This is a genomic window from Lysinibacillus sphaericus (genome assembly GCF_000600105.1).
GTDB lineage: Bacteria > Bacillota > Bacilli > Bacillales_A > Planococcaceae > Lysinibacillus > Lysinibacillus sphaericus.
On record NZ_CP006837.1, the window covers coordinates 760,553 to 777,177 of the forward strand.

At 37.1% G+C, this 16,625-nt stretch carries 23 protein-coding genes and 1 pseudogene; 18 read left to right on the top strand and 6 right to left on the bottom strand.

Features of this window, described 5'->3' with window-relative positions:
- Positions 1-6: 6 nt before the first annotated feature.
- Positions 7-597, bottom strand: coding sequence for a CYTH domain-containing protein (locus tag T479_RS03455; protein ID WP_025218676.1), 591 nt, complete (start codon positions 595-597; stop codon positions 7-9).
- Between the two features lie 294 nt (positions 598-891).
- Between T479_RS03455 and T479_RS03460 the strand changes: the two genes are divergently transcribed.
- The 6 genes from T479_RS03460 to T479_RS03485 all read left to right on the top strand — a co-directional run bounded on the left by T479_RS03460 (position 892) and on the right by T479_RS03485 (position 5,784).
- Positions 892-1,275: a UPF0738 family protein gene (locus tag T479_RS03460; protein ID WP_025218677.1), complete on the top strand. Its 384-nt coding sequence runs from the start codon at positions 892-894 to the stop codon at positions 1,273-1,275.
- 63 nt (positions 1,276-1,338) lie between these two features.
- Positions 1,339-2,010, top strand: coding sequence for a GTP diphosphokinase (locus T479_RS03465; RefSeq protein ID WP_024362536.1), 672 nt, complete (start codon positions 1,339-1,341; stop codon positions 2,008-2,010).
- Positions 2,007-2,801, top strand: a complete 795-nt coding sequence (locus T479_RS03470) for an NAD kinase (RefSeq protein WP_024362537.1) — start codon at positions 2,007-2,009, stop codon at positions 2,799-2,801. Before T479_RS03465 ends, T479_RS03470 begins: the two co-directional genes overlap by 4 nt.
- Positions 2,776-3,702, top strand: coding sequence for an RluA family pseudouridine synthase (locus tag T479_RS03475; protein WP_025218678.1), 927 nt, complete (start codon positions 2,776-2,778; stop codon positions 3,700-3,702). The genes T479_RS03470 and T479_RS03475 overlap by 26 nt, the downstream gene beginning before the upstream one ends.
- A 226-nt stretch (positions 3,703-3,928) precedes the next feature.
- Entirely contained in the window at positions 3,929-5,305 is a 1,377-nt protein-coding gene (gene mgtE, locus T479_RS03480) for a magnesium transporter (RefSeq protein WP_024362539.1), read from the top strand.
- 53 nt (positions 5,306-5,358) lie between these two features.
- Positions 5,359-5,784, top strand: a complete 426-nt coding sequence (locus T479_RS03485) for a hypothetical protein (RefSeq protein WP_024362540.1) — start codon at positions 5,359-5,361, stop codon at positions 5,782-5,784.
- Between the two features lie 66 nt (positions 5,785-5,850).
- Here the strand turns inward: T479_RS03485 and T479_RS03490 are convergent, their stop codons facing one another.
- A complete protein-coding gene (locus T479_RS03490; protein ID WP_024362541.1) occupies positions 5,851-6,375 on the bottom strand; it encodes a CotY/CotZ family spore coat protein in 525 nt (174 codons plus the stop codon).
- A 135-nt stretch (positions 6,376-6,510) separates the two neighbouring features.
- On the opposite strand from T479_RS03490, the gene T479_RS03495 reads away from it, so the two are divergent.
- The 6 genes from T479_RS03495 to T479_RS03515 all read left to right on the top strand — a co-directional run bounded on the left by T479_RS03495 (position 6,511) and on the right by T479_RS03515 (position 9,405).
- A complete protein-coding gene (locus T479_RS03495) occupies positions 6,511-6,915 on the top strand; it encodes a YhcN/YlaJ family sporulation lipoprotein (RefSeq protein WP_227665410.1) in 405 nt (134 codons plus the stop codon).
- Positions 6,915-7,370 carry a stage V sporulation protein AC gene (gene spoVAC / locus T479_RS03500; protein WP_024362543.1) on the top strand — a complete coding sequence of 152 codons (456 nt, stop codon included), beginning with the start codon at positions 6,915-6,917 and terminating at the stop codon, positions 7,368-7,370. The genes T479_RS03495 and spoVAC overlap by 1 nt, the downstream gene beginning before the upstream one ends.
- A complete protein-coding gene (locus T479_RS03505; RefSeq protein ID WP_025218679.1) occupies positions 7,364-8,359 on the top strand; it encodes a stage V sporulation protein AD in 996 nt (331 codons plus the stop codon). The genes spoVAC and T479_RS03505 overlap by 7 nt, the downstream gene beginning before the upstream one ends.
- Positions 8,360-8,374: 15 nt before the next feature.
- Positions 8,375-8,734, top strand: a complete 360-nt coding sequence (spoVAE, locus tag T479_RS03510) for a stage V sporulation protein AE (protein ID WP_374116275.1) — start codon at positions 8,375-8,377, stop codon at positions 8,732-8,734.
- Positions 8,735-8,798: 64 nt separating this feature from the next.
- Positions 8,799-8,966, top strand: coding sequence for a YjcZ family sporulation protein (locus T479_RS24275; RefSeq protein WP_080653321.1), 168 nt, complete (start codon positions 8,799-8,801; stop codon positions 8,964-8,966).
- Between the two features lie 190 nt (positions 8,967-9,156).
- Positions 9,157-9,405, top strand: a complete 249-nt coding sequence (locus tag T479_RS03515) for a stage VI sporulation protein F (protein WP_024362546.1) — start codon at positions 9,157-9,159, stop codon at positions 9,403-9,405.
- Between the two features lie 113 nt (positions 9,406-9,518).
- Here T479_RS03515 and T479_RS03520 read toward each other — a convergent pair whose 3' ends face one another.
- The 3 genes from T479_RS03520 to T479_RS03530 form a co-directional block, all read right to left on the bottom strand.
- Positions 9,519-9,947, bottom strand: coding sequence for a GNAT family N-acetyltransferase (locus T479_RS03520; protein WP_024362547.1), 429 nt, complete (start codon positions 9,945-9,947; stop codon positions 9,519-9,521).
- Positions 9,948-9,950: 3 nt separating this feature from the next.
- On the bottom strand, positions 9,951-10,466 hold the full coding sequence (locus T479_RS03525) for a YjcG family protein (protein ID WP_024362548.1): 516 nt from the start codon (positions 10,464-10,466) through the stop codon (positions 9,951-9,953).
- 83 nt (positions 10,467-10,549) lie between these two features.
- Positions 10,550-11,269, bottom strand: a complete 720-nt coding sequence (locus T479_RS03530; RefSeq protein ID WP_025218681.1) for an alpha/beta hydrolase — start codon at positions 11,267-11,269, stop codon at positions 10,550-10,552.
- Between the two features lie 112 nt (positions 11,270-11,381).
- Here T479_RS03530 and T479_RS03535 point away from each other — a divergent pair, with 112 nt between their 5' ends.
- Positions 11,382-11,963, top strand: a complete 582-nt coding sequence (locus T479_RS03535) for a phosphatidylglycerophosphatase A family protein (RefSeq protein ID WP_024362550.1) — start codon at positions 11,382-11,384, stop codon at positions 11,961-11,963.
- 491 nt (positions 11,964-12,454) lie between these two features.
- The gene (locus T479_RS03540) at positions 12,455-13,276 is read left to right on the top strand and encodes a thermonuclease family protein (protein WP_038509431.1); all 822 of its coding nucleotides are present in this window, start codon (positions 12,455-12,457) and stop codon (positions 13,274-13,276) included.
- A gap of 93 nt (positions 13,277-13,369) precedes the next feature.
- On the opposite strand, the gene T479_RS23470 is transcribed toward T479_RS03540, so the two are convergent.
- Entirely contained in the window at positions 13,370-13,570 is a 201-nt protein-coding gene (locus tag T479_RS23470) for a hypothetical protein (protein ID WP_137036909.1), read from the bottom strand.
- Between the two features lie 51 nt (positions 13,571-13,621).
- On the opposite strand from T479_RS23470, the pseudogene T479_RS24280 reads away from it, so the two are divergent.
- The 4 genes and pseudogenes from T479_RS24280 to T479_RS03555 form a co-directional block, all read left to right on the top strand.
- A pseudogene (locus tag T479_RS24280) lies at positions 13,622-13,855 on the top strand (manganese efflux pump); the annotation flags it as partial.
- Positions 13,853-14,200 (top strand): manganese efflux pump, encoded by a 348-nt coding sequence (locus tag T479_RS24285; protein ID WP_304364566.1) that lies wholly within the window; start codon positions 13,853-13,855, stop codon positions 14,198-14,200. The pseudogene T479_RS24280 and the gene T479_RS24285, both read left to right, overlap by 3 nt.
- A 271-nt stretch (positions 14,201-14,471) precedes the next feature.
- Complete coding sequence (gene isdC, locus T479_RS03550) at positions 14,472-15,068, top strand: heme uptake protein IsdC (RefSeq protein ID WP_025218684.1); 597 nt, start codon at positions 14,472-14,474, stop codon at positions 15,066-15,068.
- Positions 15,068-16,591, top strand: a complete 1,524-nt coding sequence (locus T479_RS03555; protein ID WP_025218685.1) for an NEAT domain-containing protein — start codon at positions 15,068-15,070, stop codon at positions 16,589-16,591. The genes isdC and T479_RS03555 overlap by 1 nt, the downstream gene beginning before the upstream one ends.
- Positions 16,592-16,625 lie beyond the last annotated feature (34 nt).

Sequence of the window (16,625 nt, forward strand, 5' to 3'; positions counted from 1 at the left end):
TAAGCATTATTGTTGTTTAGTTGATTGTAAAGCTTTCATAAAGCGTGCAATTTTTTTTTCAGCAATTTGTTTTTTTATATCGTATTGCTGTAGAAATTCGTCGAAGATTGCTTTTCCTTTTATTTCATCTTTTGATTCATATTCTACCTCATAATCGTCACACTGCAAATAGAAAGAATGATCAAATACAAGAAGTCCGTCTTTATAAGGAATTTCGACACGGTCCGTTGTAAGGGAACCAAAAACGGCTAATTGTTCTAATGCAATGTTGTGTGACGCTAGTCTTTTTGCGACTTCTGGTGCATAAAAACCTTGGCCTGCAAGCATTTTCTCTGCTTGTGCAGCGGTCAATTCATCGGTTGTTTCTAAATGTGTATGATTTGAAGTTTTCTCTTTTAATGTACATTCATAATAATTATTAATAATGCGGATACGTAACCCACTTTGCAAATTTCGAATAGCATTAGTAGGTGTGTCGAAATAATGATTTGTTTGACGATGAATAGCATTTTTTTGGATTTGGAATTCTTCTAGCAAATGCTCATATTGTTGTTTAGTTAAAATATTTTTAAACTCAATTTCAAGTTGTTGTGCCATAGATGCTCATCCTTTTTTATTAATTTACTTGCGTCAACGGAAGTCCGCTACTTCTAATAAGTGTGTGTTGCCAAACTATAATTTGATTGGGAGGGGCTTCTACCCCTACTGTTGTCATCGATATTTAACTGGAGCTTTTTTCAAGCAGAAATGAAAAAGCTCGGGACGCAATTAAGCGAATGTTGTAATCGGTTTTTAGCCGAAGTTTGCTTGTTGTTTTGCAATTACACACTGCAACTATTTACCCCATATGCTAAAATAAGAGGAAGAGAACGACGAAAAGGGGACCCACATTTGCGTAAAATATATACTATAAAATCATTTTATTTTGAAAATCAGCAACCTCATTTTAGTTTAAACGACAATCATAAAAATTTACAGCTAAAGCCTGCTGCCCAAGTAATTGCAGATTCAGATGATTTTGCATTTATCTATTTACTGGATGCAGGAGAGGACTATCATTACTTGCGTTTTCCACAAAACAGTTGGGACAATCTTGTACATATTTTACAAGCCAAACAAAACCCAATGTTAAAAGTAGATGGGGAAGTAATTGAACTGACAAACTTTTACGAGGAATTGGAAATGCTCGTGTATAATATTGAAGGAAATTACAATTACGGAGCAGAATTTGTTCAAGCAGTGGAACAACACTTCAAGGCAGTTCTCGCTGATTAAAAAAGACAAAACGAACAGACGGTGTTGGTTTTGTCCGATACCGAATGTCGGGAGGTTTTAGCGATGGGACAATGGGAGATTTTTTTAAGTCCTTATAAACAAGCAGTAGATGAGTTGAAAATAAAATTAAAAGGTATGCGATCTCAGTTTGGCATTGTCAATGCAAATTCACCAATTGAATTTGTGACAGGACGAGTAAAGCCACTGGCAAGCATTTACGATAAAACGCTAGAAAAAGGACTAGCCTTTGAACCGTCGAAGCAACTTGGCGACGAGCTTGGCGATATTGCAGGTGTTCGTATTATGTGTCAATTTGTAGATGATATTTCGACGGTGACAGAGCTAATTCGACAACGTAAGGATATGCGCGTAGTGGAAGAGCGAGATTATATTACCCATAATAAGCCAAGCGGTTATCGTTCATATCATATGATTGTAGAATACCCCGTTGAGACCATACAAGGAAAAAAAGTAGTGCTAGCAGAGATTCAAATTCGTACATTAGCTATGAATTTTTGGGCATCAATAGAACATTCACTAAATTATAAATATAAGGGCATGTTTCCAGAGGAAATAAAAAATCGTCTACAAAGTGCAGCAGAAGCAGCCTTCCGGTTAGATGAAGAAATGTCTTCGATTCGTAGTGAAATTCAAGAAGCACAGGCCTATTTTAGTGAATTTAAAGAGGCATCGAATCCTAGTTTACTATCAGAGAAGGAGCGTGACTCACAATGAAATTTTCTATTCAATCACGTAGAGATGCACAATCAAATGAATTAATGGAGCTAGCAAAAACATATTTGCAAGATTTTGGATTAACATACGATGAAGAGACACCTGAAATTGTCGTATCGATAGGTGGGGACGGCACGCTATTACATGCTTTCCATCGCTACTCACATTTGCTAGATCAAGTTGCATTCGTCGGTATTCATACAGGCCATTTAGGATTTTATGCGGATTGGAAACCTTCCGAACTAGAGAAATTAGTGCTATCTATTGCGAAAAAAGATTTTAATGTTGTGGAGTATCCCTTATTAGAAGTAAAAGTGGAACATCATAATGCAGAATCAAACACTTATTTGGCACTAAATGAAGCGACCGTGAAATCGCCTGATGTTACCCTTGTAATGGATGTTGAGTTAAATGGTAATCAGTTTGAGCGTTTCCGTGGGGATGGCCTTTGTGTTTCGACCCCATCAGGTAGTACAGCCTATAACAAAGCTTTAGGAGGAGCCATTATCCACCCTACTTTAGCGGCACTTCAAATTACTGAAATTGCCTCTATAAATAATCGCGTCTTCCGAACAGTAGGCTCGCCACTAATTTTACCAGCTCATCATCACTGTATTTTACGCCCAGTGAACGATCAAAACTTCAATATGACAGTTGATCATCTACAAGTCACACAAGGTGATGTGAAATCCATTGCTTTCAATGTAGCAAATGAAAGGGTCCGCTTTGCACGCTTCAGACCGTTTCCGTTTTGGGAACGTGTGCATGAGTCATTCGTTGCAAATGAGTAATAGCGATACACGTTTTACACTTCAATTTCAAGCTGAAAAGGATGGTCAATTGCTCCGTGAGGCTTTAGCGCAATGGCAAATATCGAAACGTGCTTTAACAGCTATTAAGTTTGATGGGGGCTTACTATCGGTCAATGGTATCGAGCAAAATGTACGTTACCCCCTTCACATGGGAGATCAGGTAGAAATAAAATTTCCACCAGAAGAGAAAAGTGATGGACTCACAATTGAATATGGAGCGCTGTCTATTATTTACGAGGATGAGGCTTTGTTAGTGCTTGATAAACCAGCACATCAAAGTACAATTCCATCCCGTGAGCATCCGTCAAAAAGTGTAGCTAATTTTGTTTGTGGCTATTTTGAACAACAACGCTTAGCCTCCACCGTCCATGTTGTGACAAGGCTCGATCGTGATACATCAGGCTTGTTATGCATCGCTAAGCATGCACATATCCATCACTTAATGGGTTTAGCCCAACGCAGTGGTAATGTGTCGCGTGAATATGAAGCAATTGTACACGGACATTTAATAGAGGATAGGCAGTCTATCATTGCGCCTATTGGTCGAAAAGAATCTAGTATTATTGAACGTGAGGTACGGAAGGATGGCCAATTTGCGCATACGGATGTGACCGTCTTACAGCGTTTTACAGTTCAAGGAGAGCCGATGACACATATTCGCTTAAAATTGCATACAGGACGAACACATCAAATCCGCGTGCATATGGCTTATGTAGGTCACCCACTTATAGGCGATGAATTATATGGGGGAAGCCGTAATCTAATAGATCGGCAAGCACTACATTGTGTATCGTTGTCTTTGCAGCATCCATTAACAAATGAGAAGTACTCTTTCACAAGTATGTTAAAGGATGATATGCAACAAATATTAAATATTTGAGGAGGTGTTCGCGAAATCGAGCATCTCCTTATCATTTTTACTATTAAATAGTATCTTAATAGCATGTTAACAGAAAAATAAGCAATTGTAGGGTATAGTAAAGAAGAAAGTTGTTTTTATCTAAAAAAAGAGTTTGCACAAACAGTGCATGCACACTATTATATAAAAGGTAGATTTGCGTCAATGAACGTAAAATAATTTCAACGCTCGGAAGGAGGGGACAAGCATGATAGAGGAAAGAAATGAAAAGGATGATGTGCAATTCGACGAGGCACATTTACGTGGTATGCTAGAAAACAATGAAATTAACGCATTCCGTGATGAGTTTTTAGAACTTCATCCATATGATCAGGCAACGTTTTATGAAAAGGTGGAGCCTGATATAAGGAAGATCATCTATTCGTACTTGTCTCCGACGGAAATGGCTGATATTTTTGAGGCAATCGAAATAGATGATGACGAATATACAGCGTATTTAGCTGAGATGGATCCAGCATACGGTGCAGAAATGCTGTCCCATATGTATGCTGATGATGCTGCAGACGTTTTAAATGAGTTGGATACAAAGCAACGAGAAAGCTATTTGGGCATGATGGATGTAGAAACAGCTGAAGAGATTAATGAGCTTTTAAGTTATGATGAATATACGGCTGGTTCTATTATGACAACTGAATACGTAGCTATTCCTGAAAATTCAACTGTTCGTTCTGCAATGGCGATATTGCGTAAAGAGGCACCAAATGCCGAAACGATTTATTATATATTTGTTGTGGATGAGGCACATCGACTAACAGGGGTTATTTCACTCCGTGATTTAATCATTGCTGATGAGGATACACTTATTCGCTCCATTATGAATGAACGAGTTGTAATGGTGCATGTGGGTGATGACCAAGAGGAAGTAGCACAAATTATGAAGGATTATAATTTCCTAGCAACACCTGTTATTGGTGATCAAGGTGAGCTTTTGGGGATTATTACTGTCGATGATATTATCGACGTTATTGATGAGGAAGCATCGGAAGACTACTCGAAATTAGCGGGTATTTCCGATATGGATAAGTTTGATACTAATCCTTGGCAAGCAGCAAAAAAACGTTTGCCTTGGCTTGTTATTTTATTGTTTTTAGGTATGCTAACAGCGAATTTAATGGGGCAGTTTGAAGATACATTAGATAAAGTAGCGTTGCTTGCTGTCTTTATTCCGCTTATTTCAGGTACTTCGGGGAATAGTGGCACACAAGCACTTGCTGTTGCCATTCGAGGCATTGCGACAGGTGATGTCGAAGAACATAGCAAAATGAAGCTGTTACTTCGAGAGGCAGGTACTGGCATCTTAACAGGAATTGTTTGTGGCCTGATTGTTATTGGTATTGTATATATATGGAAAAGTGAATTAATTTTAGGGATGCTTGTTGGTGCAGCAATTTGTGGTTCGATTTTAGTGGCAACACTTGCTGGCTCATTTATCCCATTATTAATGCATCGTATGAAAATTGATCCGGCTGTTGCATCGGGTCCGTTTATTACAACATTAAATGATATTACGAGTATTTTAATTTATTTAGGACTAGCGACCGTGTTTTTAAGTCAAATAGGCTAAGAACCAATTTCTTCACTTTTGCATATTGTAGGGAAAAAAGGGAAGTGATAATTGTGGAGCGAGAGCCACGCCTATATATAAAGTCACCAACTTATTTCTTAAACATTTCTAAAATGCTACATGAATTGGATTTGGATGAAAGTACGTCTGTCTATGTAAGAGATCAATACGACAGTGAGTCGAGTCTAGATGAAGCGGTACCTAAATTAGTGAAAGAACAAGTAAATGAAGAAGTAAACGAAGAAATGGACGAATATATTATAAAGCAGCTACAGTTTTTAGAAAAACCGTTTCGTCAAAAAGCTTATCAACCATTATTAATCACTTTAAAGGATGGTAGAAGACTAAGTGGAACTGCTTCAGATATGCAAATGGATTCCCTATTGTTGACGTCCAAGGAGTTCAATACACAAGAAATTATTTACTTCGAGGATATTGAACAAATATTATGGCGGGGGAAACAATTGCCGATATTATAAAAAAAGTGTACAGCAGAGGATGCTGTACACTTTTTTTTTATGTGTAGTGTGTCAAAGGAGAAAGACTTAATTACAAATCCCTAAGTCAACATCAGCGATACATTGAACAGCGCAGAAACAAGATAAATCCACAGTGATACAGCTATCAGTAGAGTTCCAATCATCTACTTTACAAATTTTCTTCATATTTACGCAGCAGCCATCACGACTTAATAAGTCTACAGTGCTTTCAGTAGAATCATAAGTACATAATGGTTCTAAAACGCGTAAAGTAGCACAGCATTCATCAAACATATCTTCGACACGGAAAAATACTGATGTACATTTACAAGGATCTGCTGATGGTGAGCTAAAGAATGCTTTAAATGGAGTACCGTCTTTTGTAATAAGCATGAATACGCGTGTATCTGCTGTTGAGCGTGCAGGACTTACGATCCCGCCTAGTGGTTCTAAGAAACAGTTTGCTGTACATGGAGAACACTCATCTCGCACCGCTTGATTTTGAATATCTAAAATTGCACGCACCACGTCACATACGCAGCCTGCTGAATGGATAGGTCCAATAGGATTTGTTGGTTTACCACAACCCATATTGTCACCTCCTTTCTTTCTAACTACTTCTACAATATGTGCTTTTGAAAAATGGACTCGGGCTTTCGTTTACTTATTCAAATGAATAGTTTTTTTATGTGTGGAGAAACTGTTAGGAAAAGGAGGGTAAATACCTTGAGGTTATTAGGAATGATGTTGCCTCTATTCGTCTGTATGACATTGCTTATTGGATGCACGGAAAAAGAAAAATTTATTGTCTATGGTTCTCCACAAAATGAAGCAGAGCTTGAATCGGTATTAAAAGAAGAAAAATCGGTTGAAAAATCAACTGTCATTCAATATGACGATAAAATGCTTGTGGCTGTGCAAATTAAACCATTGAAAAAATGGAATACGACTAAAATAGAGAAGAAACTCCAAAAAAAGTTTGATGAAAAGTATCCCAGCAAAGAGGTTTTTGTTTCAGCCGATTATAAAATATTTTATGAAGCCAATAAAATAAAAAAGGACCAACTTGAAGATAATAAACTAAGCAAGAAAATTACGGAGCTGCAGAAGCTTGCAAAGGAGGAAACATAATGGAAAAAGAGCAATATCAACAGCTAGAACAAAACATAACACCGCCTACCCCTTACTTAAAAAATGCCGTTAAAGCATTTGTGGTAGGTGGTCTCATTTGTACAATTGGGCAGGCGGTTTCTCTTTTTTATATCGTTTTCTTTAATTTCACAGAAGCAACAGCCGGAAACCCAACCGTTGCAACGATGGTATTTTTCGCAATGATTTTAACAGGCTTTGGTTTATACAAAAGAATTGGTCAATTTGCAGGAGCAGGTTCAGCAGTGCCTGTTACAGGGTTTGGGAATGCGGTAATTTCTGCTGCAATTGAACATAGATCTGAAGGTTTAGTACTCGGTGTTGGCGGTAATTTATTCAAATTAGCGGGATCTGTTGTGTTATTTGGTGTAGTATCTGCATTTTTTGTTGCACTTATTAAATATATTCTTGTGACGATAGGGGTGGTTTCATGGTAATCATCTTTCCGTCAAAACCATCGTTGTTAGCAGGAGGCGTAGTAGCAGGACCGTTAGAGGACCGCAGTACTTTCAAACAATATTTTGATACGGTCTACGACGATGAGCGCTGGCAAATGGAAACAAATGAACAAGGCCATCGAAAAATGGTTGAAGAAGCTTGTGAATTTGTTATGAAAAAAGGTGGTATTACAACTGCAGAAGTTGATTATTTATTAGGTGGCGATTTAGTTAACCAAATGACGCCTACCAATTTTGCGGCAAGGGAATTAGCTATTCCCTTTATCGGATTATTTTCAGCTTGTGCTACCTCTGTTTCAGCTGTAATTGTAGCCAGCCTTTTAACGGAGCTCGGAGCTGCAAATTATTCAATTGCTGGGGCATCAAGTCAACACAATGCGATTGAACGTCAATTTCGTTATCCGATTAATTATGGTGCACAGAAACCACAAACGGCGCAATGGACTGTAACAGCAGCAGGTTATGCGCTGGTTAGTAAACATCGTGAAGATGCTCCTTCTATTGAAGCAGCCACGATAGGTAAGGTCATTGATTATGGAATGGATGATCCATTTCATATGGGTGCTGCCATGGCTCCTGCTGCCTTCCAAACGATTAAGTCTCATTTAGAGGAACGTAAACAAGAAATATATCATTATGATTTAATTTTAACGGGCGATTTAGGACAGCTTGGCTTAAAACTGCTTAAAGGCATGCTTGTCGAGAGTGGCATAAAAAATGAGGAGTTAACACTTTTACGCGATGCTGGAGCGGAATTTTACGGTCAAGATGAATCCTTTCAATCGGGGGCGAGTGGAGCAGGCTGTTCAGCGGCTGTTTTTTTTAGTTATGTAATGCAAGAGCTTCGTGCAGGGACATATAAACGAGTGCTCCTTGTGGCGACAGGTGCATTGCTATCTCCACTTTCGTTCCAACAGAAAGAGACGATCCCATGTACCGCACATGCGATAGAAATTACAATGAAATGAGGCAACAGCATGGTTATGACTTTTATATTTGCATTTATTGTAGGAGGCATTTTCTGCGTTATCGGTCAATTATTAATGGATGTTGGTAAATTAACGCCAGCACATACATTAAGTACGTTAGTCGTTGTTGGTGCAATTCTAGATGGAATGGGCTTGTATGAGCCACTCATTCATTTTGCAGGTGCAGGTGCTACTGTACCTATTACATCATTTGGTAACTCCTTAACACATGGTGCAATGGCTGAAGCGGAAAAGCATGGATTAGTAGGCGTATTGACTGGCATGTTTGAAGTAACAAGTTCGGGAATCAGTGCTGCAATTGTTTTTGGCTTTATTGGCGCATTAATTTTTAAACCAAAAGGGAATATTGACTAGACGAATACCCCTCTCTTGCCTGCAACTTTACATATTATAGGTTGTAGAAGGGAGGGGTGCTTTTATGGGATATCAAGGCTGGTGTGCACAACCTTATGGTAATAATGTTGCTGGTGCAAATAGCTGGAACTATTGCGGAGGCAATAACAATAATGGAATGGGCTCAACATTTGTCTTAATTGTTGTCCTATTCATTCTCCTAATTATTGTTGGCGCTACTTTCGTAAGTTAATTAGTCTAGCTAAAAGCTCTAGAGAGTTTTAGATATATAGGCTTTAGCTTTTTTCTGTGAGTATATAAAAAACTTACTGAATAAGGTTAGAGCCTCCAACAGTTGTCATTGATGTTTTGTGTACGATTAGTTACCGTTTATGAATCATTCGCGACAATAACGTTGAGGTGGAATTGATAGGAGGGGGAACATGCATCGCTCGTTTTTTAATTCGATTGAACAAAAGACAGGCGTATCAATGGATGAAATCTTTGCATTAGCTAATGCAATTCAACATGCTGATTTCACCAATGAGAAACAAGTAAGAAAAATAGTACGCCGTGTAGGCAAAGTGTCTAATAGACAAATTACACAAGAGCTTGAAGATAAAATCGTAAACTCTATTATTCAAGATGGCGCTTCACTAGATTTCGAAAAGCTTGCTAGAATGATGAAATAATGATGAACGTTTGTCTATTTTGGTGTGCGAAAGAGCTCCAAATAGAGAACACGCTACAAAGGCAAAAAAAAGGTGTTACGACTTTGCTTTTAGCATATCGTAACACCTGTTCATTATATCTCTTTTTCCATTGCTCGATGAGGTATTCCAGCATCCATAAATTCAGGAGATGTTACCGTGTAACCAAGCTTTTCGTAAAAAGGAACGGCGTAGCTTTGAGCATGGAGTTTTAATTTCTTTTGTTGAATGGAAATTGCGAATTTCTCCATTTCTTGCATAATTAAAACGCCAAGTTTTTTGCCCCGCTGACTTTGTAAAATACATACGCGTTCAATTTTTGCAGTATGATCTTCAATGCTACGTAGACGAGCAGCACCAACAGGTTCATTGCCTTCATACATAATAAAATGTGTTGCTGTTGCATCTAAAGCATCACATTCTAAATGAAGCGGAACACCTTGTTCCTCTACAAATACTTTTTTACGAACAGCAAATGCATCAGCATGTTCTTTCTCTGTTTCGACAATCTTAACGTTATACAAAAGTCATTCAGCTCCAGTCAATCGGAATGTTTCATATGTTGTCCATGACCCATCTTCCAATTGGTATAAAAGATGAATACGATCGATACTATCATGTTCATCAACCCCAGTCATGCGGAGTTGCCCAAAAATATCATCATGTTCTGAGTCCGTCATTTTTTGTGCAATCGTGATGTGTGGAACAAAAACATGCTTAGAGTCCCCAAAAGGAATTTGTTCTTCCAATACACGATGGAATGCTTGTAATTGTTCAGTTGGTTCGATGCGGAAATAAATCGCATTTGTTGTTGGGAAAAACGAACTAATGCGTGATGCATGAATATTTAAAGGCGCGTGTTTAGCAGCAATATCATCTAATTGCTTAACAATAGATTGAATATCGTCTTCTGTTGCATCAAAGCTGTCTTTTAACGTCATATGCGGTGTAATCTTCGCATAATGAGGATCGTAACGCTTGCGATACGTGTTTGCTAAATCTTGCAATTTTTTTGATGGAAATGCCACAATTCCGTACTTCATAGTCCATTACCTCCCGAAAATAAACGATTTTTCTATCTAAGTATAACAGAAATTTCAAAATACGTAATTTGAATCGCCTAACATTAATTGAAATTTTCAATTAACGCACGTCTTAAGTCAGGTTTCCAATATTTCCATGTATGATTGCCATCAAACTCTTCATAAAATGTAGAGAAGCCTTTACTTAACATTAGATTATGCAACTGTCGATTTGGCGTTAAAAAATCTTTAACGGTTTTATCCATTGTCACAACTTTATCTTCATTTTTTCCCACGATATGATAAATAGAAATAGCTCCTGGATCTTTAAACTGTTCAACCGCTTTCAGTACATCTTCGTCAACATAAGGTGATTGTAAAATAACCTTGCCAAAAATACTCGGATACTTTAATGCAGCCATTAAGGAAGCGGTTGCAGCCATAGAATCACCGATAACTCCTCGGCTCATACCCATTTGGTACGTTGCATATTCAGCATCTAAATAGGGAACAAGTTCATGTGCTAAAAAGCGTAAGTAAGCTTCATGTTGCTCACCACTTGGAATATATTTAGTACGGCGATCTTTAATATCTTTGTATGGTACAAATGCAATGATTAAATTCTCGATTTCATAGTCATCGATAAGTTCATCGGCTAGTTTTGTAATACCTCCAAGTTGGAAATAATCTTTACCATCGGAAGCGATGAGAATATTATATTTGTATAGTGGAGAATAATTAGCAGGGACATAAATATATAGCTGTAATTCCTCCTGCAATGCTTCACTATAGAACTTTAAATCTTGTACAGTTCCCTTATCCAATGATGACACTCCTTCATGTGTTTGTGACAAAATTGTACCATATTACGAAAGTAAAGGTATAATAGGTTGGGCTAGCGTTATGTTAGCAAAAAAACTGAAATGAGGGTTAGTTATGCATGATAAAAGTATTCGCGTACAGTCAGAAGAAGTGGCGAAAGCAGCCCAAGCTGCACTAATTCGCCGTGGTGTAGAGTTAGAAGACATTGCTGAGATTGTTTATGAAATGCAAAAATCCTACAATGTAGGCTTAACATTAGAGCATTGTATTCATTCGGTTGAACGTGTATTACGTAAACGAGAAGTCCAACATGCAGTATTAGTTGGAATAGAGTTGGATGAATTAGCTGAAAAAGGGCTATTATCGTCACCTCTACAACAAATTATCGAATCCGATGAAGGCTTATTCGGAGTAGATGAAACGATTGCATTGGGGTCTGTGTTTACATATGGAAGTATAGCTGTAACAACATTTGGACATTTAGATAAACAAAAAATCGGTATTATTAAAAAACTCGACACAGAGCCTGGACATCATGTTAATACATTTTTAGATGATTTAGTTGCCAGCATTGCAGCTTCGGCAGCATCACGTATTGCTCACCGCATGCGTGATTTAGAAGAAGAAGGCGAAACATTTGCTGATATTGAGCCAGAAGAGCTCGGTCCAAAGCCAAAACCACATAATGAAATTTAATAGTGTAATAGCATAAATGCCCTCAATTGAGGGATTAAGGGAGTCGACAAACTTGTATTTTTCAAGTTTGTTGACTCTTTATTTTGTAACGGGCGTTCTGAATTTTTTTTGTATAATAGGAAATATTTTAAGCAGACTTAAAAATTTCAGAAGAAAACTAATCAAATCCATTGTGATATTAGTCGACTTTATTGATAATAGAATTAAATAAAGTATTGTATGAAGTAAGAAAAGAGGTACTGAAAATGAGTGATAAAGATATTAAAACGTTAATCACTAGCGGAACAATTATTTTTGCCGTTGTATTGTATTTAATATTTAGATAAATTATCAGGTCTTCAGTTTATAATATAGCTGGAGATTTTTGATTTTGGCGATATGCGTAAGGAATTAAAAAGGGGATCATTATTATGTATCATTTTTTATTTTTGTCTGGACGATTCTAAATTAGTAATGGATATTTTCTAGATTTAACTTTAAGGAAGTAGGATATGAATTTGAAAAAATTATTTTTAGCTTTATTGTTTTCAACATTGCTGATTAGTGGATGTACAGAAGAGGCTAGCACCGGCAATGGTAAAACTGAAGATATACAAGGGATTGTAGCTTCAACAAAGGAATCTGCTGAAAAGCATGATGTGAGTAAATTTGAAGAATTTGAACTACAGGAAATAATTGACGGGGACACAATCAGAATAAAATATAACGGCAGTTCCGAAAAAATACGTTTTCTTCTTGTAGATACGCCTGAAACGAATCACAAAACGTTAGGGGTGCAACCTTTTGGGCCAGAAGCGAAAGAATTTACAAAACAGTTACTAGCTGGACAAGATACCGTTTATTTAGAATTCGACGTTTCCTATCGGGATAAATATAAAAGGTTATTAGCTTATGTTTATACGAAAGATGGTATTAGTGTACAAGAGCAACTATTGAAAAATGGGTTAGCACGCGTGGCCTATATTTATGAGCCAAATACGAAACATGTAGATTGGTTTAAGTCCATTCAAAAAACTGCGCAACAATCTGCCATTGGTATTTGGTCAGTTGAAGACTACGTAACAAATCGTGGTTACGATAAAGAGGCCTATACTAATGCTGTGAAAGAAGAAAATCCATCTAAAGCAAGTAAAGATGAGTCGAATAATACTAGCAGTAAAAAGAATTGTACTATTAAAGGAAATATTAATTCAAAAGGTAACAAAATTTATCACATGCCTGGACAACGTGATTATGACAATACTGTAGCAGAAGCCATGTTCTGTACGAAAGAAGAAGCAGAAGCAGAGGGGTTTATTCCCGCTAGGCAATAATGTCGTAGGAAAAGTTAAATTTTTTACTTAGGGGATTGTCGGGATAATATGAATTTACAACAATCAGTCATGTTCCTGATAATCCCTCATTGTTTACAATGGTTTTATGGGCTTAAAGTGATTGTATCGCGTTTTTGTTTTATTATCGCGGGTAACTTCGCTCAAATCGCGGGTAATGTTGAATAAATCGCGGGTAAGCCATGTTATATCGCGGGTAAAGCCGTGCCAATCGCGGATAAATCCCCGCACTTCATTAATTCCATTGCATTTTCCGGTAAACGCCCAATTGAACATAAAATTTTCCTTCTCATATGATGAGAAAATGGAGAATCGTTTAAAAGGAGGGAAATCATGCATTGGATCACCATTATTTTTATTGGTATAGCAGCCAATCTAGATAATTTGGGGATTGGTTTGGCCTATGGTGTTAAGCGAGTGAAGATTCCCATCTTATCGAATGCAGTAATTGCTGTACTGTCAATGATTGTCACTTTTGTGGCAGTAACGGCTGGTAGTACAGTAATAGAGTATATTTCGCCACATACAGCCAATCTTTTAGGGAGCCTTCTGCTATGTGTGATTGGGATATTTACACTTTTCTCTAATCGTTTTTCCAAGCATAGCATTGCTAAAAATCCTGAAATATTTGACGAAGATAAAAATCATATTATTTCTATGAGAGAGGCAATGACACTTGGGTTCGTGTTATCGGCAAACTGTTTAGCAGGCGGAATTGCTATCGGTGCAAATGGTATATCCGCAATTTGGACGGTCATCTCGATAGGCACATTTTCTTTTATCACAGTGGGTTTAGGAAGTCATTTTGGTGTCCTGCTAAGTAAAACATTTATAGGGAAATACTCTACCGCTATATCAGGATGGTTGTTAATTGTTATTGGAGTTTTTGAAGTTTTTGCCAAATAATAAAAATAATAGGATATTACTGTTTGATGCAGTAATATTCTTTTTTTTTAGGGAATTTTGACATATTAAAGACGTTTTTAGATTGCTAGTTGACATTCATTGGTAGCAAAGATTATCCTTTGGTTAGAGAGTGTAATTGAGAATAGTTTTCGTTTACATTTTCATAATATTGCTTTCATGGAAATATTGAGAATATTATTCATATCAATTATAATGATTAATGGAAAATGGATAAAAATTTTCCATAATAATTAGAGGAGGCGTGCAACACATGAAGAAAATAATGATGTTGGTCATGCTAGTCAGTATGGTTATTTTTAATTTAGCATTACCACATGCATCTGCTCAACTTGCTGATGGTACTTATTCTGTAAAATATCAGGTCAATAAACCAGATAGTAGCTCTGCATCAATAGCAAACGATTATTTCGTAAAGCCTGCAACGGTGACAGTAAAAGGTGGCACAGCTACTGTACAACTTACATTAAAAAATAGTGCTTGGATTACGAAATTTCAACCACCAGGAGGAGCTTCGGTTGTTAGCGAAGATAAGGCAGCTGATACACGTGTTGTACAATTCACAGTGAAAGATTTATCAAAGCCAGTTGTAACATCTATGAAAATTGATATCGATGATATTAATTATCACCATGAATATAGCGTTTCCTTAGTATTTGATGCACCAGCAACGGGAAGTTCAGCAGCTACAGCAGCACCAAATGATACGACAACGCCAACAACATCTGGAAGTCAAGTGCCTAATCCACAAACAAGCGATGCGACGCCCTATTTGTTACTTGTTGCATTTGCAGGATCAGCATTTTTACTTTATAGAACAAAAAACAAAACAAAAATGGAGGGTCATTAATGACTAAAAAACGTCAATCTCGCGCAACAAAAATCGTACTTGCCTCATTATTAGCAGCATCACTTTCAGTACCATCATTTGCATCAGCAAAGGTAGCGGACACAACAACAACAGTTACTACAGATGTGAAAGTGGAAGAAAAAGCAAAAACAACTGAAGGTACAGTTGTAAAGTTCCAAACATTTAAACCAGATACAGATGAAGCGGGATACATGGATAAATACTTTACAGGTACAGGCTTACTTATCGAAAAAGATGGTACATACACAGTGAAACTAACAGTTCCAGCTCAATTTGCTACAACAATCACTGGTTTCCAAGTAAAACAAGGCGATAAATATGTCGATGCAACATTTGAAAAGCAACAAGATGGTTCAAGCATCGTGTCATTCCCAGTAGATCCAAAAGTGAAAACTGCGGCAAAAGTACACGTAGTTGTTCCAGCTCCAGCTAACATGGATAAATGGTATGAATTCGATTTCCAACCAGTAACAGCAGAAGAAGTAAAGCCAGTTGATGAAGTAAAAGAAGAGCAACCTGTAAAAGAAGAAACAACAACAGTTACAGATGAAACTGAAGACGTAAATGTTTATGAAGGTACTGTAACAGTTTATAAAAATGGCACTAAAGAAGAATCTATTATGAAAGACTATATTAGTCCAACTGTAGCAGTTGGTGATGCAGATGGCACATATGTAGTCGGCATGCATTTCCCTAAAGGTCAGTATGTTCAATCATTTAAAGTAGATGGTAAGGACGCTGTATTAGCAGAGGAAGATAAAGAAACAAATGAACGTATTTATACTTTCGAAGTAAAAGATTTAAAAGCACTTACAAACGCTGAAATTCATATTATCGTAGATGAGCCTAAAGCAGGCGTAAAATATGATTCTGTTCATACTGTACAATTTAGCTTTGATGTAGATTTAAGTAAACCAGTTACAGATACTGAAGAAACAACAATTGAAAATCCATTTAAAGATATCGATGATAACGAAAATAAAGAAGCCATCCTTAACTTACTAGCTTATGAGATTATCATGCCACAAGATAAATTCAATCCAAATAACAATTTAACACGTGCACAATTTGCATTAATGATTGCACGTACTTTAGAATTAGAAGCTACTGAAGTTGCGGGCTTCCAAGATATTAAAGGAATTGAAGCGGAACAAGCGATTAACGCGCTAGCTGAATATGGTATTGTTGAATCTCGTGATAAATTCAATCCAAATGGCATTTTAACTCGTCAACAAGGTGCGCTAATGATTTACCGTGCTATCCAAGCAGTAACGGAAGGCGACTTAAATGTTGAAATTTCATTACCATATGCAGACCAAGCGTCAATTGCTAATGATGAAGCGAAAGAAGCATTCTCATTACTTTACAAAGAAGGCATTATGACTGGATCTGTTGCGAAAGATGGTAAAACATACATCAATGCAAACAAACCATTAACACGTGGTCAAATGGCAAAAATTTTAAATAACTCTTTAGAATTCTTCTACGAATTTGAAGAATAATAAGGTTTAACAATAGCAACTTCCTTTCTCACAT